21 protein-coding genes and 1 pseudogene are annotated in these 21,791 nt (G+C 57.8%); 7 read left to right on the plus strand and 15 right to left on the minus strand.

The window, feature by feature from the left end; translation table 11 throughout:
* Positions 1-452: 452 nt before the first annotated feature.
* From FE784_RS36155 to FE784_RS36165, 3 genes are read right to left on the minus strand one after another with little or no spacing between them, the layout of a single operon-like run.
* Positions 453-1,259: a TatD family hydrolase gene (locus FE784_RS36155; RefSeq protein ID WP_139607108.1), complete on the minus strand. Its 807-nt coding sequence runs from the start codon at positions 1,257-1,259 to the stop codon at positions 453-455.
* Positions 1,256-1,831, minus strand: coding sequence for an RNA 2'-phosphotransferase (locus tag FE784_RS36160; protein ID WP_139607109.1), 576 nt, complete (start codon positions 1,829-1,831; stop codon positions 1,256-1,258). Before FE784_RS36160 ends, FE784_RS36155 begins: the two co-directional genes overlap by 4 nt.
* Before the next feature lie 25 nt (positions 1,832-1,856).
* Positions 1,857-3,083 carry an RtcB family protein gene (locus FE784_RS36165; RefSeq protein WP_139607110.1) on the minus strand — a complete coding sequence of 409 codons (1,227 nt, stop codon included), beginning with the start codon at positions 3,081-3,083 and terminating at the stop codon, positions 1,857-1,859.
* A 116-nt stretch (positions 3,084-3,199) separates the two neighbouring features.
* Here FE784_RS36165 and FE784_RS36170 point away from each other — a divergent pair.
* Positions 3,200-3,304, plus strand: a pseudogene (locus tag FE784_RS36170) (metal ABC transporter permease); the annotation flags it as partial.
* A gap of 971 nt (positions 3,305-4,275) precedes the next feature.
* Here the strand turns inward: FE784_RS36170 and FE784_RS36175 are convergent.
* Positions 4,276-5,634 carry an AAA family ATPase gene (locus FE784_RS36175; RefSeq protein ID WP_139607111.1) on the minus strand — a complete coding sequence of 453 codons (1,359 nt, stop codon included), beginning with the start codon at positions 5,632-5,634 and terminating at the stop codon, positions 4,276-4,278.
* Positions 5,601-7,052, minus strand: a complete 1,452-nt coding sequence (locus FE784_RS36180) for an RtcB family protein (RefSeq protein ID WP_139607112.1) — start codon at positions 7,050-7,052, stop codon at positions 5,601-5,603. Before FE784_RS36180 ends, FE784_RS36175 begins: the two co-directional genes overlap by 34 nt.
* A 489-nt stretch (positions 7,053-7,541) precedes the next feature.
* Between FE784_RS36180 and FE784_RS36185 the strand changes: the two genes are divergently transcribed.
* Genes FE784_RS36185 through FE784_RS36200 form a run of 4 tightly spaced genes read left to right on the plus strand, consistent with a single transcriptional unit; the run spans position 7,542 to position 11,671 of the window.
* A complete protein-coding gene (locus FE784_RS36185; RefSeq protein ID WP_139607113.1) occupies positions 7,542-9,068 on the plus strand; it encodes a spore germination protein in 1,527 nt (508 codons plus the stop codon).
* Between the two features lie 27 nt (positions 9,069-9,095).
* The gene (locus FE784_RS36190; RefSeq protein ID WP_139607114.1) at positions 9,096-10,298 is read left to right on the plus strand and encodes a Ger(x)C family spore germination protein; all 1,203 of its coding nucleotides are present in this window, start codon (positions 9,096-9,098) and stop codon (positions 10,296-10,298) included.
* 5 nt (positions 10,299-10,303) lie between these two features.
* A complete protein-coding gene (locus FE784_RS36195) occupies positions 10,304-10,537 on the plus strand; it encodes a hypothetical protein (protein WP_139607115.1) in 234 nt (77 codons plus the stop codon).
* Between the two features lie 12 nt (positions 10,538-10,549).
* A complete protein-coding gene (locus tag FE784_RS36200; protein WP_176706764.1) occupies positions 10,550-11,671 on the plus strand; it encodes a GerAB/ArcD/ProY family transporter in 1,122 nt (373 codons plus the stop codon).
* A 19-nt stretch (positions 11,672-11,690) separates the two neighbouring features.
* Here FE784_RS36200 and FE784_RS36205 read toward each other — a convergent pair whose 3' ends face one another.
* From FE784_RS36205 to FE784_RS36230, 7 genes are all read right to left on the minus strand, one after another.
* Positions 11,691-12,542, minus strand: coding sequence for a transglutaminase family protein (locus FE784_RS36205; protein WP_139607117.1), 852 nt, complete (start codon positions 12,540-12,542; stop codon positions 11,691-11,693).
* A 9-nt stretch (positions 12,543-12,551) separates the two neighbouring features.
* Entirely contained in the window at positions 12,552-13,640 is a 1,089-nt protein-coding gene (locus tag FE784_RS36210; protein WP_176706765.1) for an alpha-E domain-containing protein, read from the minus strand.
* A complete protein-coding gene (locus FE784_RS36215; protein ID WP_139607119.1) occupies positions 13,634-15,100 on the minus strand; it encodes a circularly permuted type 2 ATP-grasp protein in 1,467 nt (488 codons plus the stop codon). Before FE784_RS36215 ends, FE784_RS36210 begins: the two co-directional genes overlap by 7 nt.
* Positions 15,101-15,366: 266 nt before the next feature.
* Entirely contained in the window at positions 15,367-16,248 is an 882-nt protein-coding gene (locus FE784_RS36220; RefSeq protein WP_246132344.1) for a methyl-accepting chemotaxis protein, read from the minus strand.
* Positions 16,249-17,033: 785 nt separating this feature from the next.
* Positions 17,034-17,285 (minus strand): hypothetical protein, encoded by a 252-nt coding sequence (locus tag FE784_RS36225; RefSeq protein WP_139607121.1) that lies wholly within the window; start codon positions 17,283-17,285, stop codon positions 17,034-17,036.
* 208 nt (positions 17,286-17,493) lie between these two features.
* On the minus strand, positions 17,494-17,637 hold the full coding sequence (locus tag FE784_RS41350; RefSeq protein WP_176706766.1) for a hypothetical protein: 144 nt from the start codon (positions 17,635-17,637) through the stop codon (positions 17,494-17,496).
* 166 nt (positions 17,638-17,803) lie between these two features.
* On the minus strand, positions 17,804-18,829 hold the full coding sequence (locus FE784_RS36230; protein WP_139607122.1) for an NADH:flavin oxidoreductase/NADH oxidase: 1,026 nt from the start codon (positions 18,827-18,829) through the stop codon (positions 17,804-17,806).
* Positions 18,830-19,022: 193 nt separating this feature from the next.
* Between FE784_RS36230 and FE784_RS36235 the strand changes: the two genes are divergently transcribed.
* Positions 19,023-19,355: a winged helix-turn-helix transcriptional regulator gene (locus FE784_RS36235; RefSeq protein ID WP_139607123.1), complete on the plus strand. Its 333-nt coding sequence runs from the start codon at positions 19,023-19,025 to the stop codon at positions 19,353-19,355.
* Between the two features lie 49 nt (positions 19,356-19,404).
* On the opposite strand, the gene FE784_RS36240 is transcribed toward FE784_RS36235, so the two are convergent.
* The 3 genes from FE784_RS36240 to FE784_RS36250 all read right to left on the minus strand — a co-directional run bounded on the left by FE784_RS36240 (position 19,405) and on the right by FE784_RS36250 (position 21,122).
* Positions 19,405-19,644 (minus strand): hypothetical protein, encoded by a 240-nt coding sequence (locus FE784_RS36240; RefSeq protein ID WP_139607124.1) that lies wholly within the window; start codon positions 19,642-19,644, stop codon positions 19,405-19,407.
* 464 nt (positions 19,645-20,108) lie between these two features.
* Positions 20,109-20,432, minus strand: a complete 324-nt coding sequence (locus FE784_RS36245) for a thioredoxin family protein (protein ID WP_139607125.1) — start codon at positions 20,430-20,432, stop codon at positions 20,109-20,111.
* A gap of 189 nt (positions 20,433-20,621) precedes the next feature.
* Positions 20,622-21,122 carry a hypothetical protein gene (locus FE784_RS36250; RefSeq protein ID WP_139607126.1) on the minus strand — a complete coding sequence of 167 codons (501 nt, stop codon included), beginning with the start codon at positions 21,120-21,122 and terminating at the stop codon, positions 20,622-20,624.
* A gap of 323 nt (positions 21,123-21,445) precedes the next feature.
* Between FE784_RS36250 and FE784_RS36255 the strand changes: the two genes are divergently transcribed.
* Entirely contained in the window at positions 21,446-21,715 is a 270-nt protein-coding gene (locus FE784_RS36255; protein WP_139607127.1) for a YciI family protein, read from the plus strand.
* The last annotated feature ends 76 nt before the right edge of the window (positions 21,716-21,791 follow it).

Genomic DNA, 21,791 nt, shown 5'->3' on the forward strand with positions numbered 1-21,791 from the left:
ATAATGCCGCCGGAGCGTTTTGCCTGTCGTTACTTATTGCGCGCCTTCGTTTAACAATGGTTGCCTTGATCGCCCGCTTTCGTCCCGACAGCGAAGGGATAGCGAAATAGCGGAAGGGGCTTCCGCTATTTGCCCGACACCGAACGTCCACCTCAAAATAAAGGAACCGTATTCCGCTATTCGCCGTTTGCGCCTCTTATCTCCCCGAAAAGCTTGAATTAGCGGAACTCCATTCCGCTAAGTTCGGAAATATGCGGAAAACCGTTGCGCTAACGGAAGTCCGTTCCGCTATGGTTCCCAGTGCTTTTGCAAAAAAAACAGAGCCCCGTCAGCGGGACTCCGATTCGTTCGCGGCGTTAACCGTCAAGCCGGTGCGGCTCCTATCGTTTGCCGGCCGGACACGATGCTTGCGGCCGCTCACCGCGCCATGCTCCGCAGCCGCGCCTGTGCGGTCAGGCCCCTCCGGCCAGCCCGAACAAGCGCTCCGCATTCCGCGTCGTCTCCGCGGCTACGTCCTCGAACGGCCGTCCCGCGCAGCTCGCTATCGTCCGCACGATATGCGGCAGAAAGGCCGGCTCGTTGCGCGAGTCGGCCGGCTTCGGGCGCAGGTCGCGCGGCGTGAGGAAGGGCGCGTCCGTCTCGACGAGCAGACGGTCGGACGGTATGCGCTTGACGAGCTCCCGCAGAAGTACGCCCCGCCTTTCGTCGCAAATCCAGCCGGTAATGCCGATGTACAGCCCCATGCTCACGTAGGCGTCCAGCTCCGTACCCGTCCCCGTAAAGCAGTGAACAACAGCGGCCGGATACCGTCCCGCGTAACGGGTCAATATGCGGGCAAAGTCGTCATGTGCCTCCCGCTCGTGCAAAAACAGCGGCATGCCCAGCTCGCATGCGAGCTCTACTTGCGCTTCGAACCAGAGGCGCTGCACGTCCCGAGGCGAGAAGTCGCGGTTATAGTCGAGTCCGCACTCCCCGATGGCAACCACTTGCGGCGACGACGCCAAACGTCTCAGCCGGTCGATCGTCTCCCGGCCGCATTGCTTCGCGTCGTGCGGATGCACGCCTGCGGTGGAATAGAGCGCCCCGGCAGCCTGACGGCCGACGTAGGCGGCCGCTTCCTCGCTGCTCCGGAGGCTCGTGCCCGTCACGATCAACGGTGCGACTCCGGTCTCCGCCGCACGGCGAACTACCTCCTCCCGGTCCGCATGGAACGACCTGTGCATCAGATTGACGCCAATATCGATGAATAGATTTTTCATCCGGTACGTTCTCCTTCCCCGTTCGTTTCGATTTTGCAGCAGGAGGGCGGGACGAAATCGGCCAGCCATACTTCGTTTCCGGCATTATAAAACTTCACTCCAGCCCGCATAGCCACCGCAGTATTGACAGCCACGATCGCCAGTCGTCCCTTCCGGCTCCCCGCCAGCGTGGCGAAATGCTGCCCTTCCGATAGATGAACGTACTGCCGGCCCATCGGCCGAATCCCTTCCCGCAGCAGGACCGGAGCGGTTTCGCCACTCGTTCCGTGATACAGCACGGCAGGCGGGGTTCCTTCCGCGTAGCCTACTCGACTGTAGCTGTGTCCGTACCGGGCACGGATGCGGTCCCCGAACAGCTCGAACCGCTGTTTATCGGAGTCGCGCACGACCTCCCGGATCTGTTCCATCGTCAGCGCCTCCCACCCGTCCAGCCTGCGGACCGCACGCAGCAGCTCTTCCGCCTCGGTCGAGCCGTCGCCCGGATCGAGCGCGATACCGAAGGCTAACGGGTCATGGCGCAGCATCTTTGTCATCAGCTTGCTTAATTTCTTCGAATTTTCCTTGCTTAACATTTCATATCCCTTCTTATTCGCGTCATTAATCTTTGTACGGATCGAATTCGTCCGCGCCGGCCATACAGACGCCGATGGGCTTCAGCACGTGCAGCACCTCGATCGTGTCGCGGTGTGCGTCGAGCACCTCTTGCAGCTTACGGTACACGAAGGGGCTTTCGTCCGTTCCGGCGCCGCGCAGCTCCACCCCGTAATCGCGAACCGCCTGCTTCATCCGCTCGACGGATATCGCTCCACCGCTGCGGGTGCGCGTCTTCCAGTTCATTTTGCCCGCCGCTTGCGTACGGCTCATGATGCGGCCCGCCCCGTGTACGGTGCTGTAGAAAGCATCGCGGTTTTCTTCCGTATCCTTGCCCCTCACGATCACGGAAATATCCCCCATGCTGCCTCCGATAAAGCCCGTTTGCCCGGGTGCCGACGGCGTGGCGCCTTTGCGGACGACGATGCACGAGCGTCCCTCGTGCTCTTCCGCCCAAGCGAAGTTATGGTGGTTGTGCACGGCGAATTCCGCTTCCGTGCCGATTATCGCCAGCACCTCGTCGATGACGTGATCCCTGCCGGCGTAGGCATACCTTCCGGCCAGCTTCATAGCCCGGAAATACATGTCTCCGAGCTCCTTGCTCATCTCGAATAGCACGGGAGGCTGGTCCATCTTCTCGCCCGGAGCGTTGCCGAGAAATTCCCGATTTGCGGCCAGATTGAGAAAACCGCTCGCCGTCTTATGTCCGAACCCGCGGCTGCCGAAATGATTCGCCACCCACAGCGCGCCCGTCGACGGCTCCTCGAACAAATCGACGAAATGATTGCCGCTTCCGACTGTCCCCAATTGATCGCGGGCGAGCGCCTTCAGCTTATCGTGCTCCTGCTTGCCGACCGCCCGGTAGACGGCCCAATCCGGGTCGTCGAACAGGTCGTGGTCGACCTTGACGTCGTTCGTCCGGCCGATGCCGAACGAGATGCGCGCCGCGATCTCGTCCATCAGCTTCGGCAGCCGGTGCTTGATGTCGCGCGCCAGCAGCTTCGTGCGGACCGCCTTGTTGCCGCAGGCGATGTCGTAGCCGACGCCGGACGGGGAAATTTGGCCATCGTACGCCACGACTCCCCCGATCGGCTGGCTGTAGCCTTTATGGTGATCGGCCATAAGCAGCGTTCGCACGACGTTGCCTGTCGCGGCGCATGTGATCGCTTGGGACAGCGCTCCTTCGTCCGGGCTGCCCCAGACGCGGACGCCGTCTATCGTTTCGTATGCCATAATTGCTTCTCTCCTTATATAAATTTCCTTGGTTAGCTTACCGGAAAGTCGATACTGGTGCATATCCCGGCGATTAACGAACCAAATTGTTCCTGCTTTGGTATAGAGAGACGGACGCCGTGGGCATACCCGTGGCGCTGTTCCACTACATGCTGATGGGTCTCGTCTCGGTAACGACCGTCACCTCGTTCGAAAGCGTCGGCGCGATTCTCGTCGTCGGCGGTCGGCTTAACGAACACCGTAGACCTTCCTGCGGCTCTTTCAGACACGTTTTTCCCACCCATAAGAGCGTTCCTGTCCGTTAGCTCGGGCTATCTGGGTCGACTGCGTTCCCCGTCCTGTGCGCTTGTTGCAGACCATGCTCTGACAGAGTCACCTGCACCTAAATAGTTACACCAAATTTCACTGTTTGTGAACCTGAGTTCAGCATTATATAGGTTGGACTAAAGGTTTTAACGTTCATTCCATTCCGGAAGGGATTGCCTTGCAGCTTCAGACAGGTTGTTTTGAGTTGCTTTGAATGAATAGCCTACGGCAAAGGTTGAAGCTTGGGAGCCAAGACTCGCTCACAGGGCAATTCCCTTCTTCCATTGCATTAGGCTACTCTTAGCTGATTCTTTAGTTCATCTTATATAGTAAAATTAGTTCGAATTTCTAGATAGGGGTTATCGAAAACCAAGTCTGGGAACTTGGAAAGCAGAATGTAAGGCGAAGCGGAGCGCCTAAAAGATCATTGAAATCAGTACAGGCGGTGCTGCCGAAATAGAAGCCTTTTGGCTGGATTTCATCCGTCCGTGCCACAATAAGGCTGGTTTCAACACTATCCGCATCGTTTTCCCGCTTCGCGCCGACTTTAGTGCCCGTTTCAACCTTATTTCCTTAAGCAAGCCGGATTTCGACAGGAATTCATCCGTCTGCGCCACAAATAAGGCTGGTTTCAGCACTATCCGCATCGTTTTCCCGCTTCGCGCCGACTTTAGTGCCCATTTCAACCTTATTTCTGTCTTCCCGCTTTATCGGCGGACCAAGCCGGTCTAAGCAGTAATAATTAGGTTCACTATTGCCGCGAAATTGCTTGGAACGGGCAAAATAGCGCACTGAAGTTCACTGTGAGCGTAACCCGGTTCACTATTGCCGTCTCCTTGCCTGACGGCAAGGAGACGATCGCAGTGACGGCTCTCTTGATTCAACCTCACGCCCCGATAAAGCCCACTCGCCCGTCGGAGGGCTCCTTCATCCACGCGTTCGTGCGCCCCTTCGCCAGGTCGCCCTTCATGCCGCGCACGAGCGCTTCGAGCCGGACCTCCCGCTCGTAATGCCACTGCAGCGCCGCCGAGACGTACAGCTCGTTCAGCTGGGCCAGCGTAAACGATTCGGTCAGCTTGGCCGCGTCCGTCACCGCCTCTTCCCCGAGCATTTCGGCCAGCCCCCGCTGACGCAAATACCGGGCGCGCTGCGCCGCATCGGGCAAAGCGATCTCGTAGGCGCGGTCGAACCGGCCTGCGCGGTTCATCAGCGCCGGATCGATTTTCTCCGGATAATTCGTCGTCCCGATCAGAAAGATGCCTTCCTTGGAGGTGGCGCCGTCCAGCGTATTCAGGAAATACGAGCGGACCTGCTCCGGCATCGAATCGATATCCTCGATGATGAGCACCATCGGGGCCATTTTGACCGCCGATTCGAACACCTCCTGAATGGAGCCGCTGCTCGTGTGCTCGGTAATTTGCCAATAAGCCGCAGGCGCCCGGACGCTGCCCGCAATCGCCTTTACGAGCGTCGTCTTGCCGTTGCCCGGCTTGCCGTACAGCAGAATTCCCCGCTTGTAAGGAATATGGAACTCTCGGAAAAAACGTCTATCCTCGGCGAAAAACTCGTCGATCGAGCGGAAAATGTCCGTTTTCAGCGCTTCGTCCATCATGACCTCGTCCCGCTCGATCTTGCGCGTCAACGGCTCCTGCGACTGGTCGATCCCGTGACGCGTATCGCTGAATACGGTCACCCGGCTGCTGTCGCGGTCTTGGCGCCGCCGCTGCATATATGCGAGAAACCGGCGCAGCGCCCCGTCGCTTTCGGCGAATACGAAGTCGTCGCAATAAATGCCGTGCTCGCGGAACGCCGGGACGCGCGCGAGCGCCACTCCCTGCGCCGGATATGCGAATACGTTGTTGCGCAGCGACGGATATACCCGATAACCGCTCTCCGCCTGATCCGGCTCTACGCGATAGCAGAATGCCCGGGACTCGATCAGATCGTATACCCGGGCCACATACTCGACTTCTTCGCAGCCGCCTTGAACGTCCTCCTCCAGCAGCTCCCAGAAGTCGTCCCGGCCGTTGTCTTCGCTGACGTACAGTTGAAACGGCGTCCCGTACTTCCCGTTCAGCAGCTCCCGGATCCTGTGGATGACATGGGCATATTCCGTATATTCGGGAATCGCCTTCCCGTTCCCTTCCCCGTACGAAACGACCGTCTCTATTCTCGATTCCTTATCTTCAATACTATTGCTGTGAATAATCGTTACGCTCCTTTTACCGTCGCGAGCGGCTTGCATTTGGCCACTACCCGGGCCAATCCCGCCCCCGCGACGCTCTCTATGATTTGATCCACGTCTTTGTAAGCCTGCGGCGATTCGTCTACGATCGACTCCAGCGTCCGCTGGTTGACTACGATTTCCGATTCGGTACCTATCCGCAAGGAAGCCTTGAATTCCTCGACGGTGACGAGCCGTTTCGTCGCGCTGCGCGAACGGATTCGCCCCGCTCCGTGGCAGATCGAGTAATAATTCGATTGTCCGCCCGGAGCGCCGACCATCAAGTAGGACGACGTCCCCATCGATCCCGGGATGAGCGCGGGATGGCCCGTTGCCAAGTACGGCGCCGGATTGTCCGGGTGGTTCGCGGGAAGCGCCCGAGTCGCGCCCTTGCGGTGGACAAAGTGCGATCGGCCGTTGTGCTCTTCTTCCCAAGCGTAATTATGCATCAAGTCGTAAAGCGTAGACAGCTCGGCCTTCGGGCCGAAGACGTCGCGGAATGCCTCCCGGATGCCGTGAGCGATCAAGTGCCGGTTCACGACCGCATAATTGAGCGCCGAATACAGCAGGTGCACATACGATTGCGCGGCGTCCGTCTCGAGCGGCGCGAAGATCAGCTTCGGATCGGCCGTACCGAGGCCAAGACCGCGCATCGTCTTCGCCAACTCTCCGCCGCACTGCTGGTTGACCGCTCCGCCCCAAGCCCGCGAGCCGGAATGGACCATAACGATTACCTGGCCGTCGAACAGCCCCCACGCTTCCGCGACATGCCGGTTGCCTTCGTCGATCCGAACTTCCTGGATTTCCGCAAAATGGTTGCCGTTTCCCAACGTTCCGAGCTGCCGGTGCGCACGATGCCACACCGATTCGGGCAGCCGGTCCAGATGCTCCTCGTCGAAGCCGAATTTGGCGCATTCCACATGGGTAAGCGAGGTCGCCTTTCGCGGCGTGTAGCTGTCCGGCACGTACTTTCTGGGCAGGCCGTGAAGACCTTTCTTGATTACGTGCTCCAGCCGGATATCCGAGAAGTACCCCCGCGCATGCTCCTCGACCGGCAAGTAGGATTCGATCGCCTTCACCAGCTTGCGGCGCTGTCTGACGTCGCGCAGCTCCTCCCCGTGCAGGTTGGTCAGATGGACGCGCATGCCGCAGCCGATATCGCTGCCGACAATCGAGGGCGACACGTACCCGCCGGCGGCGTTCCATACCGCCGTCGTGCCGATGCACGTCCCTACGCCGACATGAACGTCCGGCGTGTAGCTCATATATACCCGTTCCGGAATTTGCAAATTGTTGTTCGCCATCTCGAACACTTTATAGTCCATCGCACCGAACAGCGCATCCGAGGCATACACGTGCAGCCGCCCCGCAGGCAGCTCCACTTCCCGATAAAACAATGGTTGATCCTGAGAAAGGTCTTGATTACTAACAGTAAACATATAGGTGTATTCCTCCTGATTAATTTCATTCCAAACGCGCCTTGTGCGCAAATAAGCTCCCGAATGCAAACGCAAAAAAGCCACGGACTCCAAAAACGTCCGTGGCTTTGGCGCGGATAGGCCGATTTTGCGTATGCAAACTATTCGGCCGTTACGTGACAGCAGACCCGAAGAGGCCGGCGAAGAGCGAACGGACATATGCGGTTGCGGAACGGACAAACGTGCGGATGTACGACTGCGAGCGAATATCGCGGATCATCTTCCTCGACCTCCTTCCAAAATATAGTACTCATCATAACGGGTGTTCCCGATTGCTGTCAATCCGTTTTGCCGGAAAAAATAAATATAATTAATCGGTTCAATAAATTTATTTTATCACATTAAAGCGGTGCCCCGACGCCGGAGCAGAACCGTTTGCGGCCGATTAAGTATAAAACGCCCGGTCTGGTGAATACTGGGTGAAAACGTTACTTAGTCAGGTGATCCGCCATGCCCCATGAAATGAACGACTTTAGCCAGCTGGCATTACCGGAAAAAGTACAGCTGCTGCGACAGCAATTCGGCAACAGCAGCGATCTCGTCACACGGGACCTGCCGCTCGGAAAATCCGGGCAAATCCAGACGGCCGTCGCCTACATGGACGGGCTGGTCGATTCGCCGTCGGTTAACGGAATCGTGGACTCGCTGCAGCGAATGCTGCGCCGGGAGACGCGTTTGCCGGAGGAAATGGCCGTAACCGGCTGGACCTCCTTGCTGAGCAAATTTCCGGTGTCGGCGGGAAGCGTCCGCGGCTTGAACGAGTGGCAGGCGATCGAGCATGCCCTGCTCTCCGGCGATACCGTTCTGTTTCTCGACAGCATCGGCGAATGCATCGCCGTCGGCACGGGAGGCGGCGAGCAGCGGGCCGTCGGCGAGCCGTCGACGGAAACCGTCGTACGCGGGCCGCGCGAAGGCTTCTCGGAGAGCTTGAGAACGAACGTCGCGCTTGTCCGCAGAAGAATCAAGGACGCCGATCTGTGGGTGGAAACGAAACAAATCGGCCGTGTCACCAATACCGACGTAGCCCTCGCGTACATAAACGGCATTGCCCAGGACAGCGTTGTCGCCGAAGCGAGAGCGCGGCTCGAGAGGATCGATATCGACGCCATACTGGAGAGCGGCTATATCGAGGAAATGATTCAGGACGAGGCGCGCTCGCTGTTCCCGACGATGACGAGCTCGGAGAGGCCGGACGTCATCGCGGCCGGTTTGTTGGAAGGGCGTATCGCCATCTTCGTGGACGGCACTCCGTTCGTGCTGATGGCCCCCGTTTTGTTCATCCAATTTTTCCAGGCCGCCGAAGATTATTACAACCGGTACAATTTCAGCATGATTCGGCTGCTGCGGCTGCTCTCTTTTTTTATTGCCATGCTCGCCCCGGCTTTTTACATCGCCCTGACCACGTTCCACCAAGAGGCGATTCCTACTCCGCTGCTCATCAGTCTGGCTGCGCAAAGGGAGGGGATTCCGTTCCCGGCCTTCGTAGAGGCGATGATTATGGAAATTACGTTCGAAATATTGCGCGAAGCCGGAGTTCGCATGCCGAGGGCGATCGGGCAAGCCGTCTCGATTGTCGGAGCGCTCGTGCTGGGCGATGCCGCCGTTCAGGCGGGACTCGTCTCGCCGGCAATGGTTATCGTCGTCTCTTTGACGGCTATATCCAGCTTTGTCATACCGGCTTACGATTTGGCCATCTCCACCCGGATTATGCGGTTTATTTTCATGATTCTGGCCGCTTCCTTCGGCTTGTTCGGCATTTCCGCCGGGATCGTCGCACTTGTGCTGCACTTGTGCAGTCTGCGTTCGTTCGGCGTCCCGATTCTGTCTCCGTTCGCGCCGCTATCGGCTGCCGGACTCAAGGATAGCCTGATTCGCTTCCCGTTATGGCGGCTGCATGTGCGGCCCAGGTTTCTAAGCCCGCGGAACAAAGTCCGCGAGCGCGGATCGGGACCGAAAAAACCGATGGCGAGGAAATAACTATTAACATCAAGGGAGTCACAGGACATGCTGAAACGAATCGCCGTTGCCGCGCTTCTATGCTGCATATGCCTTGCGCTCGCGGGATGCTGGAGCCGTCGCGAATTGAATGAGCTGTCGATCACGGTCGGGCTCGGCATCGATAAGACAGGGGACCAGTTCACCGTGTCCGCGCAGGTCGTCGATCCCGGACAAGTGGCGATGAGGGCGGCCGGCAGCGGTACGCGGGTGCCGATCACCGTGTACAAGGAATCCGGTCCGAGCATTTTGGAGGCTCTGCGCAAAATGACGACGATTGCCCCCCGTCGCATTTATTTGTCCCACCTGCGCATGCTGATCATCGGCGAAGAAATGGCGCGCAGCGGTATCAGCGAAGCGCTGGATTTTTTGTCGAGAGGACACGAGACGCGCACCGACTTTTTCATCGCGATCGCCAAGGGCAGCCGGGCTATCGATATTTTGAACGTGTTGACTCCTCTGGAGAAAATACCGGCCAACAACTTGTTCTCCTCGCTTGAAACGTCGGCCAAATTTTGGGCGCCCACCCACGGCATTTTTCTGGACGAGCTCGTGAACGGCTTGGCCGAGGAAGGGAAAAGCCCTGCGGTTACGGGTATCCGCATCAAAGGAAATACGGAGAAGGGCGACATCATTCAAAATATCCAGTCGATCATCCCGCCGGCCGAGCTCGAATACGCCGGTCTCGCCGCCTTCAAAAAAGACAAGCTGATCGGCTGGCTGACCGACGACGAGAGCAAAGGCTTCAACTACATTCAAGGATTCGTCAAAGAATCGGCAGGCCATCTCGATTGCCCAAACGGCGGCCGTCTCGTGACGGACGTCATCCGCACGACGACGAAGGTCAAGGGGAAAGTAATCGACGGCAAACCGGCGATCGATATCGTGCTGTACGCCGAGGGGGATGTCGCCGAGGTTGCCTGCAGCATCGATTTGCAAAACCCGAAATCGATAACGGAGCTAAGCCAGCACATTAACGAAAACTTCAAACGGCTGATCAACAAAACGCTAAACAAAGCGCAAAACGGACTGAAAACCGACTTTATCGGCTTCGGCAACGTCTTCCGCAAATCGTATCCGAAGGAATGGAAAGAATGGAAGCGAGATTGGCAGGAGCTCTTCGTGACGCTGCCCGTCGATGTCCATGTGGATTACCGGATACGACGGATCGGAACGATTACGAATTCGCTTATGGAAGAAATGAAGGAGTGAGGACCGTGTGGCCTGTAATCGGCTTGATCGCCGGCGCGGCAATCGTCTCCGTCCTCGAAGTGCCCGCCATGGTGCGCGGCCGCATGAAGAAGGATTTGGCGGTGTTCGCCTGTTTGCTCGCCGCCGCTTTGACCATCAGCATTTTCTATACGCTGCACGTCGCCGTGCCGAATCCGACGCAGCTGATCACGCGGTTGTTTATGCCGATCAGCAAATGGCTCGAACAGTTGCTTTCCTAAGGGGGAATGGAGGTGGAACAGGGTAAAATCGCGCCGCGCCAGTTTACGATACTCGTCATCATGTTTATTATCGGAAGCTCGATTCTGCTCGTACCCGCCGCGCTCGGGGCTCAAGCCAAGCAGGATGCCTGGATATCGGCCATACTGGGCGTCGCCGTCGGCCTCGGAATCATCGTGTTATTGGCTGCCGCAGGGAGCCGGCTGCCGTCCGCATCGCTGACCGAGTCGTTGAAGGGGCTGCTCGGCAAATGGCTCGGGACGGTTGTTGCCATTTTCTTCGTTATCCATGCGTTTCTTCTCTCCGTATTCATGCTCCGGTATATCGGGGATTTCATGGCTACGCAAATTATGCCGGAGACGCCTGTCGAAGCGATTCATATCGTCTTTATTATTTTGGTCATTATGGCGGCAAAGCACGGACTGGAGACGTTTACCCGCTCGGCGGAAATTTTCTTGCCCTGGGTGCTGATCTTTTTATTCATTCTTACCCTTTTCGTGCTCCCCCAGATGAAGCTGGACAATTTGCTGCCGATCATGCATAACGGATTCGCCCCCGTATTGAAGGGCTCTCTTCCGCTGATCGGCATCCCGTATTTGGAGCTCGTGCTGCTTCTGATGGTATACCCGCATGTGGACGATCCGTCCAAAAGGACGCGCGCCTTCCTGCTCGGCGGGACGATCGGAGGCATACTGATCATCCTCATCACGGTGCTGACCTTATCCGTACTCGGGCCGTATTTGACCGTACGAAACATTTACCCCAGCTTCGCGCTGACCAAGAAAATCAATATCGGTTCATTTTTGCAGCGGATCGAGGCGCTGTTGGCGATCACGTGGTTTTTGACCATTTATTTCAAAACGACCGTCACCTTCTACGTAACGGCTGTCGGGATCGCGCAAATATTCAAGCTGAAGCGGTATCAGTCCGTGCTCGCGCCTCTCGGCTTCCTTGCCGCCATCTATGCCCTGATCGTCTACCCGGATATCGTGTACGGGATCCGTTTCGCCGGAACGATATGGACTCCGTACGCTGCCGTATTCGGTTTGCTGCTGCCGCTCGTCCTTCTCGGCATAGCGATGCTGCGGAAAATCGGGGGATCGGGCAGGCGCAAGAAAGGCGCCGGTTCCCGCTAGAAACCGACGCCCTATCCCCTTATTTCTCCAGAACCGTCACGCCGACGCGTACGTCCAGCGTATGGCGCCCTCCGCGGTACACGCCCTGCAGCGGACTGACGTCCGCATAATCCCGTCCGGTGCCGACGCGGATATGGGAGCCGAGCGCTTCGACGTTGTTCGTCGGATCCAGGCCGACCCAGCCGATGCCGGGAATCATGACCTCTACCCAGGCATGCGTAGCCGCATCCCCGACAAACCCCGAATCTTCCCCTATGTACAAATACCCGCTTACGTAACGGGCCGGCACTCCCTGCGAACGCAGCACGCCGATCATGACGTGAGCGAAATCTTGACAGACGCCTTTTCCGAGCGCGTAGGCCTCGTTGGCCTTCGTATTTACGCTCGTCGCCTCTTTGTCGTAGGCGAACGTATCGTGGATATGCTTCATCAGCTTCAAGGACAGACGTACCGGGTTGTCCGCGGAGCCCGCCTCGGCTATAATCGTCTCGATTTGCTCCTGCTCCATGAATGTGTACGGCGTTTCGTTCAGAAATGCCAAGTAATGCTGCCGGAATAAAGAAGAACGAAAAATATCTTGCATTTCCGGCGAATATTCCACCCTCCCGATGTAAGGGCTGCGCTGCACGCTGACCATGGAAGTCGTCTTGACCGACAAGGTCCGGTGCTGCTCGGGAATAAAAAACGTCTCCACATGATTGCCCCACAAATCCGTATACTCCTTGGACATGGACATCGGACTGATCTCCGACCGGTAGGTCAACAGCCTCTGGCACACATCGGTCCTCGGCTTCAGCCGGACGTGATTCAGACTCTGATCCACCGGGGCTTCATAATGAAACGTGTTCGTATGCTCGATCTTGAAAATCATGAATACGGATCACTCCTGTATGCACATCGTCGCCTCGGTTCCGGCCGACCCGCCCGACTGCAGCTTGTCGGTCAACAGCGCGCCGACCGTATTGCAGTTATCCTGCACCCGGTCCAGAAATCGCTCGAGATCGTCCAGCGGCCAATCTCCGATGCGGACTTCTCCGAACAACCCGTTCAGCCCGGTTAGCGCTTCGATCAGCTGTCCCGAATACAGCGATACGCCTTCTTCGTCCAGCCGGTCGATCCCTTGGATGACATGATCGACGCAGTAGCGGATGGAGCGCGGAAAAGCGGGATCGGCGATCAAAAAGCCCAGCACGTCCTGCGGGTTCATGTACGGCGGGTACTGCCTCAGAAAAGCATCGTACCCGCCCACCAGCTCGAGCGCCGTAAGCCAATGATAATATTGGCGGGAATGCGGCCATTCCTCGGGCTTCGTCGCATTGGTGCAAACGACGTTCAGAATGCGGGCGGTTTTCTCGGCGCGTTCGAGCCATTTGCCGATTTGCAAAAACAAATACGACTCGCCACGGGGCATCAACGAATCGATGACGCCATGCGTCGTGAACGAGCCTTGCTTGACCGACTGGAGAAACGCATGGAAATCGCGCGGCACGGCGCCGTCTCCGTCGGCTTGGCGAACGTTCCAATACATCTCGTTCAACGCCTCCCACAATTCGTGGGGGAGCGCGTCCCTCGCCGATCTCGCATTGTTGCGGGCATTGGCCACGCAATTCAGGATCGAATTCACGTTATCCCCGGACACGGTCAAATACGTTACGATCGCGCCCGCCTCCAAGGCGGTATGCTTGCTCCGGTACTCGGAGAACGACGCGCATATTTCCAGCAAATCCTCCCACTCGCCTTCGGCCCTATCTGCTGCCTCCAGCCCTGCGGCCGCTTCCCGCTGCGCGGCTTCCCCGACCCGCATTTCCTCGGGCAAAAGCGATTCGGATCCTGCCGGTTCGCCGGCGGCGGCCGCATTCCACGACTCCGGAAGCCGCCCCAGCCTTGCGGCGATGATGCGCGAGTTATTCTCCGCGCGCTCGATGTTGCGCGCCATCCAGTACAGCGTCTCGGCCACACGGCTCAGCATACGAGGCCGCCCCTTTCCTGGAGCACCCATGTGTCTTTGCCTCCGCCGCCCTGCGACGAGTTGACGACGAGCGAGCCTTCCTTCAGCGCTACCCTCGACAGCCCTCCGGGCAGCACGTGCGTGCTCTGCCCATGCATGACGAATACGCGCAGGTCGATATGGCACGGATAGACGCGATCATCGTCATGGTGATAGGTCGGCGCCCGGGACAGCTTGACCGTAGGCTGAGCGATATATTGCTCCGGGCTCGCCATTATTTTGGCCCGGAACCGCTCGAGCTCCTCCTCCGAGGCATGGGGGCCGATCAGCATGTCATAACCTCCGGAGGCGCCGACATTTTTGATGACCAGCTGATCCATTCGCTCGAATACGAACTCCCGCTGCTCGGGATCGTGCAGCTGCAGCGTCGGCACGTTCGGGATTACCGGCTCCTCGTTCAAGTAGTATTTGATCATGTCCGGAACGTAGGCATATACCCCCTTATGGTCCGCCACCCCGTTGCCGATTCCGTTCAAGATGGAGACGTTGCCCCGGCGGTACGCTTCGAACAGACCGGGCACGCCGATCATCGAGTCCGGCCGGAACGTCAGCGGGTCCAAATAATCGTCGTCGATGCGCCTGTATATAATATCGACCCGCCTCAAGCCGCGAATCGTTTTCTCGTATACGCAATGATCCCGCACGACCAGATCGCTCGATTCCACCAGCTCGATGCCCATTTGCTGCGCCAGAAAGACGTGATCGTAATAAGCCGAGTTGTACGCTCCCGGCGTCAGCAGCACCGCGGTCGGGCAGCCCGGACCGCGAAAGCGGACCGGCGCATGGCCCAGCATCGTTTCGTGCAGGACACCGAGCTGATGCTCGAGCGAGGTGATCTTCTGGCGGCGGAACAGCTCGGGAAATACCTGGCGCATGATATTGCGGTTCTGATACACGTAGGAAAGCCCGGACGGATTCCGCAGATTGTCCTCCAGCACGCGGTATTCCCCGAACTCGTCGCGAATGAGATCGATGCCCGCGAGGAAGATGCGGTTGTTGCGGGGCACGTCCTGCCCACTCGCGCAAGCCGGGTTATAATACGGATTGTTATGTACGAGACGGGCCGGTACGATATCGTCCTTGACGATCAACTGGTGCCCGTATACATCCTCCAGAAAGCAATCCAACGCCCGCACCCGCTGGACCATCCCCTGCTCGATCCTTCTCCACTTGTCGGAGGGCACTATAATCGGAATCGGATCGAAGGGCATCGTCCGCTCCGACCCGGCATCGTCGCTATATACGGTAAAGGTGACGCCTTGGCGCAGAAAACGGCGCTGCGCCGTCTCGTGCTTGCGGCGCAGCTCGTCGGAGGACAACCGATGCAAGGTCCGGTAAACCGTCTCGTAGTGCGTTTTCGGCGTCCCGCAAGGCTCCAGCATTTCATCGTAAAAAGACCCGGTTTCATATAACATGTGCATGATCGATTCGGCTCCTCCCGATACATGGATAAACTTTACATTCATTCATTACCCGTTCCGGAGACCGATTAAACAAACCGTGCGTCCGGCCCGTCCGAAGTATCGGCGGCGGCGGCGACTCGGGAGCTGACGCAAACGGGTATAAGCCGTCCCCGCGGAAAGGACGGCTGTGCGGAAGCCGGTCACGGCTCGTCCGCTTGTATGTGGTTTTAGATTGGATTCGGCATGCCGGCCGCCTACTTCAGAGAATCTGCGATGCCGGCCGCCTACTTCAGAGAATCTGCGATGCCGGTCAGCCTTTCCGCCAATCCCGCTACCTCGCCGACGGCTTCGACCATTTGCCGGGTCGCCGCCGCCTGCTCGTTGCTCTTCCTGGCGCTGTCCTCGGAGGCCGACGTGATCGCCTTCATCTTGTAGCCGATTTGCCCGGTCAACTCGGCGATTTTCTCGGCGTTCTCCTTGGACTGCGCCGACAGCTTGCGGATTTCCTCGGCGATGACCGCGAAGCCCCGCCCGTGCTCCCCGCTTCGGGCCGCCTCGATGCTCGCGTTCAAGCCGAGAATGTGCGTCTGGGACGCCACGTTGCGGATAAAGTCCAGCATCGAGCCGATCTGCCCGGAAATATGCTGCACTTCCTTGATTTGCGAGGCCAGGTGACGCTCGTTCGTATCGATTTCGCCCGCCGAGGCGGCGATCCGTCCGATGCCGGCCGTAATGCCGTCCGCGTTAAGCTGCAGCGCGGCCGACACCTCCTGCAAATCGTGGCCGATCCGCTGGACCAGCTCCCGGTTCATGCCGCGGATTCGCGTCGACAAGCCTTTCATGACCCGCCATGCCAGCCCGCCGTCCTCCAGCATCAGTCTGCGGAACGCCTCCTCGTGCAGCAGCGCCAATCTCACCTCTCCCGCCGCCACCGCCGTGCCGCTGCGGGGCAATCCTTCGAGCAGCGACATTTCGCCGAAGAAATCGCCTTTGCCGAATTTCGCCACCGGGATGCGGTTGCCGTCTTGCTCCAAAACCAATTCCACCGTGCCCTCCAGCACGACATACATATGCTCGCCGGCGTCCCCCGTGCGGAACAGCACGTCCCCGCGCCGTTTGCTCACGACCTTTCCGGCGTCGATCATCGCTTGCTCGTTCAGGTCCATCACGTTTTCCTCTCCCATGCCGCCGCCGATTGGCCGCCGCTGCGCTGCGCTTAGAGACTGCACACGCCTGACCCGATCCCCTGTTTAACAGTCGGCAGTTTTTGTCAACACCTATCATAGCACATGGGGAAACGGTCGAGATAGAAGCGGAACGGCCGTTAACCAAAAAGAAATAATCAGGTCGCAGCGAAGCGGCGATTGTGCAAAATCCGTTATAACGAAACGTTCCATGGAACGGCGCCGGACAATGCGTTATGATGAAATCACCTTAGGAAAGGAGTGATGCTCAAAATGACAAACAAGGTGATTTCGGTTTAAACCGAAACAGACCGACCCCGGCGATCCGTCGCCGGGGTCTCTGCTTTTTTTCCGCGACAACATCATTCGCGTACAGAGCACATGTACCGCATGAGCGGTGAAAGCCGACTGTCTTCGCCGCTTTTCGCACCGCGCGCCGCTCCCGTCCCGCGGTGTTTCGCTGCATGACGGAGGGCGGTCGACCCCCTGGTCGCTTGCGGACCGCGAATCCATCCAATAACGGAACCGGCGTATGCTATTGCCTCGAGTTCCTCCGGTTGTTTGCAAAATAAAGGAAAACCGTTCCGCTATTCCGCAGTTCGCTCCCCATTTTCACCCTGAAAAATCGAAGTAACGGAAGCCAGTTCCGTTATCTTCAAGCGTGCAGCGGAAATTGGGGCAATAGCGGAATACAGTTCCTCTATTTACGGCCACACGCTGCATCAACAGGCTTTCAGGTTGCATGCGGATGATGCCGCCGCAGTTTTTTATTCCCGCAAAGCGTCTCTCAGCCGGCTCGACATGACGCCGGCCTGAGCGGTGCGCAGCTTGCGCATGTCCAGCTTCAGCCTATCGTTCTCGGCTTGAAGCCGTTCCGCGTTCTCCCGCTCGGCGGCTTCGCGGCGCTCCAAGCCGTCCACCAGCCGCAGCAGCTCCTCGCGCTCCCCGTCTCTATCCTCGGGCAGCCGCCTTAGAACCGCACGTATCGTATCGTAGTCGTTATGGCTTGAGTCGTTCACAGTCATCCCCCTGCACCGGCTTCGCAAAAGCTTCGGTTATCGTTCCATCTATTGTACCACCCGCATGCACGCGATGCACCCCGCTGCCGATATCCATCCGTCGCTCTCTCGGCGCGACGAGAAGAAGCCTCCCGTCCCTCTGCTGTCGAGGTTGGAAGGCTTCTGCCCGGTTATGCGAGGCTGACGTTTTACGGTCCGCTTAGCATATTTATTGCTTAGACTCCGTTTTGGACGGCGTTCCCGGATCGACAGGATCGCCGCATACGCACTTATTCTGGTTCATGCAGCCGCCGAGCAGCAAGACCGCCGCCAACGATGCGGCAACAGCCAGCTGCTTCCATTTTCCGAACATTCGTTCCCATCCTCCCGCCCCCGATGTTCCCGCTGCTTAGCCCTGTACGGGAATCGCCATTTCGCTTAACGATCCTTCCTACATATGGACGCTAAACACGGGCGCAAGGTTGCCGGAGACGAGCATATCGCGAATTTCGGCAAGTCTTACCTCCGCTCCCAGCGGATCAAAACGCTCGGGCATACTGCTTCGGAGCCGGAATCGCCTCTTTGCCGGCTACGGCTTGAACCGCGTGGATCGCCCAATACGGATCGCGCAGCATGCCGCGCGCCACTCCGACCAGATCGGCGTCCTCGTTCGCTACGGTAGCATCGGCCAAAGCCGGATTGTCGAGCATCCCCACGGCGATAACGGGAACGTCCAGCGTTTCTTTGAACGCACGCGCATACGGTACTTGGTAGCCGGCATAGTTGCCCGGCTTGCGCTTGCCCGCCGGCCCTTCCCCACCGGTCGAGACGTGGAACATGTCGACGCCCGCTTCCCGGTATTTGCGGGCGATTTCGAGCGAATGGTCGAGGTCGTACCCGCCGTCGATATATTCGATTGCGGAAATGCGCAAGATGAGCGGCATGTCTGCCGGCATTACGCTTTTCACCGCACGGATCACCTCTACCCCGAACAAGGACAAATCTTGGCCGTATTCATCCTCTCTCTTGTTCAGCGCCGGAGAATGAAATTGATGGATCAAATAGCCGTGCGCGCCGTGAAGCTCGATCGTATCTACGCCGGCGGCGATCGCCCTGCGGGCGGCATCGCGGAATTTGGCGACCATCGCCATCGTTTCTTCCGTCGTCAAGGCGCGCGGCGTCTTCGAATTGGAATCGACCGGAATCGCCGACGGGGCGACCGGCACTTCGGCATCCTCGGCTTTCCGTCCCGCATGGGCAATCTGGATGCCGATCTTGGCGCCGTGCGATTGAACCGCGCTCACGATCCGGGCATATGCCGGGATATGGTCGTCGGACCATAAGCCCAAGTCGTAATCGGATATGCGGCCGTCCGGCTCCACATCCGTCATTTCGATAATGACCAGCCCCGCGCCGCCGACCGCTCTGGAAGCGTAATGCACGTAATGCCAATCGTTCGGCTTCCCGTCCTTGGCCGTAACCGAATATTGACACATCGGAGGCATGACGATCCGGTTGCGCAGCTGCAGGCTTTTGTATGAGAATGGGGTGTTCAGTCGGTTCATTTCCTAATTCCTCCTTGGATTGCATCGAAAAATAGTGTTTCCTACAAGGGATATTATAAATTCATCACTTTATTTTGGAAAGTAGTGAACTTATTTTCACTTAGTTACTTATTAGTAACTAATATGTATTGCAAAGCGATTCGGGCATTTGATACAGTGAAGGAAACCAGTCAGAAGAAAGAAGGAAACGGGCATGGATGAACCGATAACGTTGTCCAAGGGCACTCCCGGAACGGAATGCGCGATCGCCAAATCGCTGGACACGATCAGCAACAAGTGGACGTTTCTTATCGTACGCGACCTGCTGCTGGACGGCACGGTCCGTTTCGGGGAGCTGCAGAGGTCTCTCGACGGCATCAGTGCCAAGACGCTGACGCTTCGGCTGCGGGAGCTCGAGGAGAAGGGGATCGTATCGCGGCAAGTGTACCCGGAAATCCCACCGCGTGTGGAATATTCGTTGACCGACAAAGGCAAGCAGTTGGAGCCGCTGTTCATCGAACTGAAGCGATTCGGCATGACACTCTGACCGTCATATAGACTTTGCGTTAATGAACCAATTTCATTAATAGCAAACCTCAGTTCACTAATTCGCTCATAAGCAGCAGCAGATCGACAATTACTGAACCGAATTTAACGGTGCAGCGTTTCGTAAATTCGTACCCGTGGCCGTCCACAACCTCGATCGTGTAGTCTTCGATCCGGACTTCCGCGAAGGGAACGCCCTGCGGCTGAGGCGCGCAATTGTGCCGGTGACAGCCGTCAGACAATGTCGGACCGCGCGACAGCGCTACGAGCGGCGGGAACAATCCCGGCATCGGGTACGTCCGGAGGCTGCCTGCAATTGTGCATCTTTTTTGGTCCGCCTTCGACCTTGTTGACCCTTTTACCTGCAAATGTGCAGGCAGATCGCGCCTTCACTCGCTTAATACGGTTATTTCCGGGAAGTTACCTGCACTTTTACAGGCAGATAGCCGGCTGAAGCCGTTTTTGACCGAATCTGCCTGCACTTTTGCAGGTCAGTTGGAAGGCGGCCGTCGGTTCCATGACTCTCCGTCGGCTGCCGGTATGTCGAAGCTTGGTTCCGACATACCTATCGTTACGGCCGGGCGACCTTACCGTCGCGTCCGCGTGACGACTTTTCGCAAAGAGAACGGCCTTCCGAAACGCTGTTCATATTAACGTACTTTGGTTCATTAATCCGCTTTGGATCCAAAAACGTTCAAAAAAAAGCGATCCGCACAGCGCCCTCTACGGCGTGCTGCTGTGCGAATCGCTTCGTTTACGCTTGCGGCAAAGCGTTCAAATATTCCCGCACCTGATCCGGCGTCTTCGCAAACTTGCTGTGCAAGTGCGCGACCTTTTGCCCGTTGCGGTAGACGAGTAGGCTCGGAATGCCCCGCACCTCGTTCTCCTCGGCGATTTCCTGAAATTGCTCGGCATCCATCTCGAACCATTGCTTGTCCGCATGCTCGGTCACGATGTCGCCGATAAACCGGTCCAGATTTTTGCAGTCCGGGCACCAGGTCGTATAATACTTGACTACCGAGAACGAATCCCGGTTCGTGATTTCCTTGAATTGCTCCACGCTTGCTATACGGTCCATAGGATTCACCTCTTCATATTGGTTCGTTATCGAAACTTGTTCTACAGTATACCACTTTACTCCGCGGAGGCACAACGGACGGCAGTTGCCGATTCGCTTGCGGTCCACGCGATGCCTGATTCTTGATGCGTGCTGCGATCTGCTCCTCGGGCTGCATCCAGCCGGGACACATTGGCGACATTGCTTATCCTACAGGTCGTCCAAATTGACCAGCATCCAATCCGGCGTACCGTCCCGCGTCAAAAACCATGTATCCAGAAACGAATCGTTAGGCTTGCGAATGTGTTCCCGGGCCGCCCATATTTCGCTTAAGCGGAACGTAGGCGAAGCGTTGCGAATGAGCAGCGAGATCGGATAAGCCGGATCGTATGCCTGCTTTTTCGACTCCTTGCGCCGGATCAGCTCGTTCAGCTTCGCGATCAGATGCGCCAGCGTAATCGGACCGGACGGACCGGTTATGCTCCCGTCCCGACGGCCGAGAAGCGCCTTCGCTTCGGTGGCGTCGTAGAACAGATGGGTAATCTCAAGCCCGATTTTGCTTCCCCGCGAATCCTGCAATACGGCATCGGGGCGGTCGTGCTGGTACAATAGCCGCAGCTTGACGGAATTCCGGCCATTGTACAGCCGAATAAATTCGCGGACGGCGGCTCGCTCCAGCTGCAGCTTCTCGTCGTTATGTCCATCGGTCATGAGGGTCGCCTCCCGTATGGGCTATCCTTTCTTCGTCGTACTCGTTTCCGTTATTTCCGGCACGCCAAATCGGGGAGCCGATTGATGCCATTGTAGCACAAACGGAATCCCCTATTCATCAAGCCTGTGTAAACGGTCTGCCGTTCGGGATCTCCCCGGGAGCCAGTCCTCCCGCAGCATGGCTGTCTCCCGAGTCCGGGTCAGCTCGGCTCTGCAGCTGGAGCGTCCCCCTTTTCATCGGACGCTTGAAAAGGTACAATGCAAGAGGAAGCAACGCCGGGCCGGCAAACGGCCCGCCTACTCGAAAGGAGCTCGAAGCCGCTATGCTGTATGTCGCAATGCTTACGATTATCGATGCCGATCTGAACGCCAAAGTCCGTCCCGCCCATCTCGACTACCTCGACAAGCTGTACAAGGAAAACAAAGTCGTCATGGCCGGCCCTTTTGCGGACAAAAAAGGCGGCATGGTCATTTACCGCGCCGATTCCCCGGAAGAAGCGAAAACGCTCGCCGAAGCGGACCCGGTCGTGGCCGAAGGCGCTCGCACGCTGGAGCTGCGCGAATGGAACGCGCTCCAATTCCCGCTTGCTTAATCGCGGCGCCAGCCGACAAACCGCCAGGAGAGAGGCTGATATTATCCCCTTTAAGTAGACAGTGTTAAGAATCGAC

Source organism: Paenibacillus hemerocallicola (assembly GCF_006265175.1).
Lineage (GTDB): Bacteria > Bacillota > Bacilli > Paenibacillales > NBRC-103111 > Paenibacillus_AB > Paenibacillus_AB hemerocallicola.

Bases quoted from the DNA above. Each gene is read 5' to 3' on its own strand.
- FE784_RS36190 (WP_139607114.1), top strand. From the start codon at position 9,096: ATGCTGAAACGAATCGCCGTTGCCGCGCTTCTATGCTGCATATGCCTT.
- FE784_RS36250 (WP_139607126.1), bottom strand. From the start codon at position 21,122: ATGACCGATGGACATAACGACGAGAAGCTGCAGCTGGAGCGAGCCGCC.
- FE784_RS36165 (WP_139607110.1), bottom strand. From the start codon at position 3,083: ATGGCATACGAAACGATAGACGGCGTCCGCGTCTGGGGCAGCCCGGAC.
- FE784_RS36235 (WP_139607123.1), top strand. From the start codon at position 19,023: ATGGATGAACCGATAACGTTGTCCAAGGGCACTCCCGGAACGGAATGC.
- FE784_RS36220 (WP_246132344.1), bottom strand. From the start codon at position 16,248: ATGGACCTGAACGAGCAAGCGATGATCGACGCCGGAAAGGTCGTGAGC.
- FE784_RS36155 (WP_139607108.1), bottom strand. From the start codon at position 1,259: ATGAAAAATCTATTCATCGATATTGGCGTCAATCTGATGCACAGGTCG.
- FE784_RS36245 (WP_139607125.1), bottom strand. From the start codon at position 20,432: ATGGACCGTATAGCAAGCGTGGAGCAATTCAAGGAAATCACGAACCGG.
- FE784_RS36205 (WP_139607117.1), bottom strand. From the start codon at position 12,542: ATGATTTTCAAGATCGAGCATACGAACACGTTTCATTATGAAGCCCCG.
- FE784_RS36160 (WP_139607109.1), bottom strand. From the start codon at position 1,831: ATGTTAAGCAAGGAAAATTCGAAGAAATTAAGCAAGCTGATGACAAAG.
- FE784_RS36240 (WP_139607124.1), bottom strand. From the start codon at position 19,644: ATGCCGGGATTGTTCCCGCCGCTCGTAGCGCTGTCGCGCGGTCCGACA.
- FE784_RS36210 (WP_176706765.1), bottom strand. From the start codon at position 13,640: ATGCTGAGCCGTGTGGCCGAGACGCTGTACTGGATGGCGCGCAACATC.
- FE784_RS36180 (WP_139607112.1), bottom strand. From the start codon at position 7,052: ATGTTTACTGTTAGTAATCAAGACCTTTCTCAGGATCAACCATTGTTT.
- FE784_RS36185 (WP_139607113.1), top strand. From the start codon at position 7,542: ATGCCCCATGAAATGAACGACTTTAGCCAGCTGGCATTACCGGAAAAA.
- FE784_RS36215 (WP_139607119.1), bottom strand. From the start codon at position 15,100: ATGCACATGTTATATGAAACCGGGTCTTTTTACGATGAAATGCTGGAG.
- FE784_RS36230 (WP_139607122.1), bottom strand. From the start codon at position 18,829: ATGAACCGACTGAACACCCCATTCTCATACAAAAGCCTGCAGCTGCGC.
- FE784_RS36255 (WP_139607127.1), top strand. From the start codon at position 21,446: ATGCTGTATGTCGCAATGCTTACGATTATCGATGCCGATCTGAACGCC.
- FE784_RS41350 (WP_176706766.1), bottom strand. From the start codon at position 17,637: ATGTTCGGAAAATGGAAGCAGCTGGCTGTTGCCGCATCGTTGGCGGCG.
- FE784_RS36175 (WP_139607111.1), bottom strand. From the start codon at position 5,634: ATGCAAGCCGCTCGCGACGGTAAAAGGAGCGTAACGATTATTCACAGC.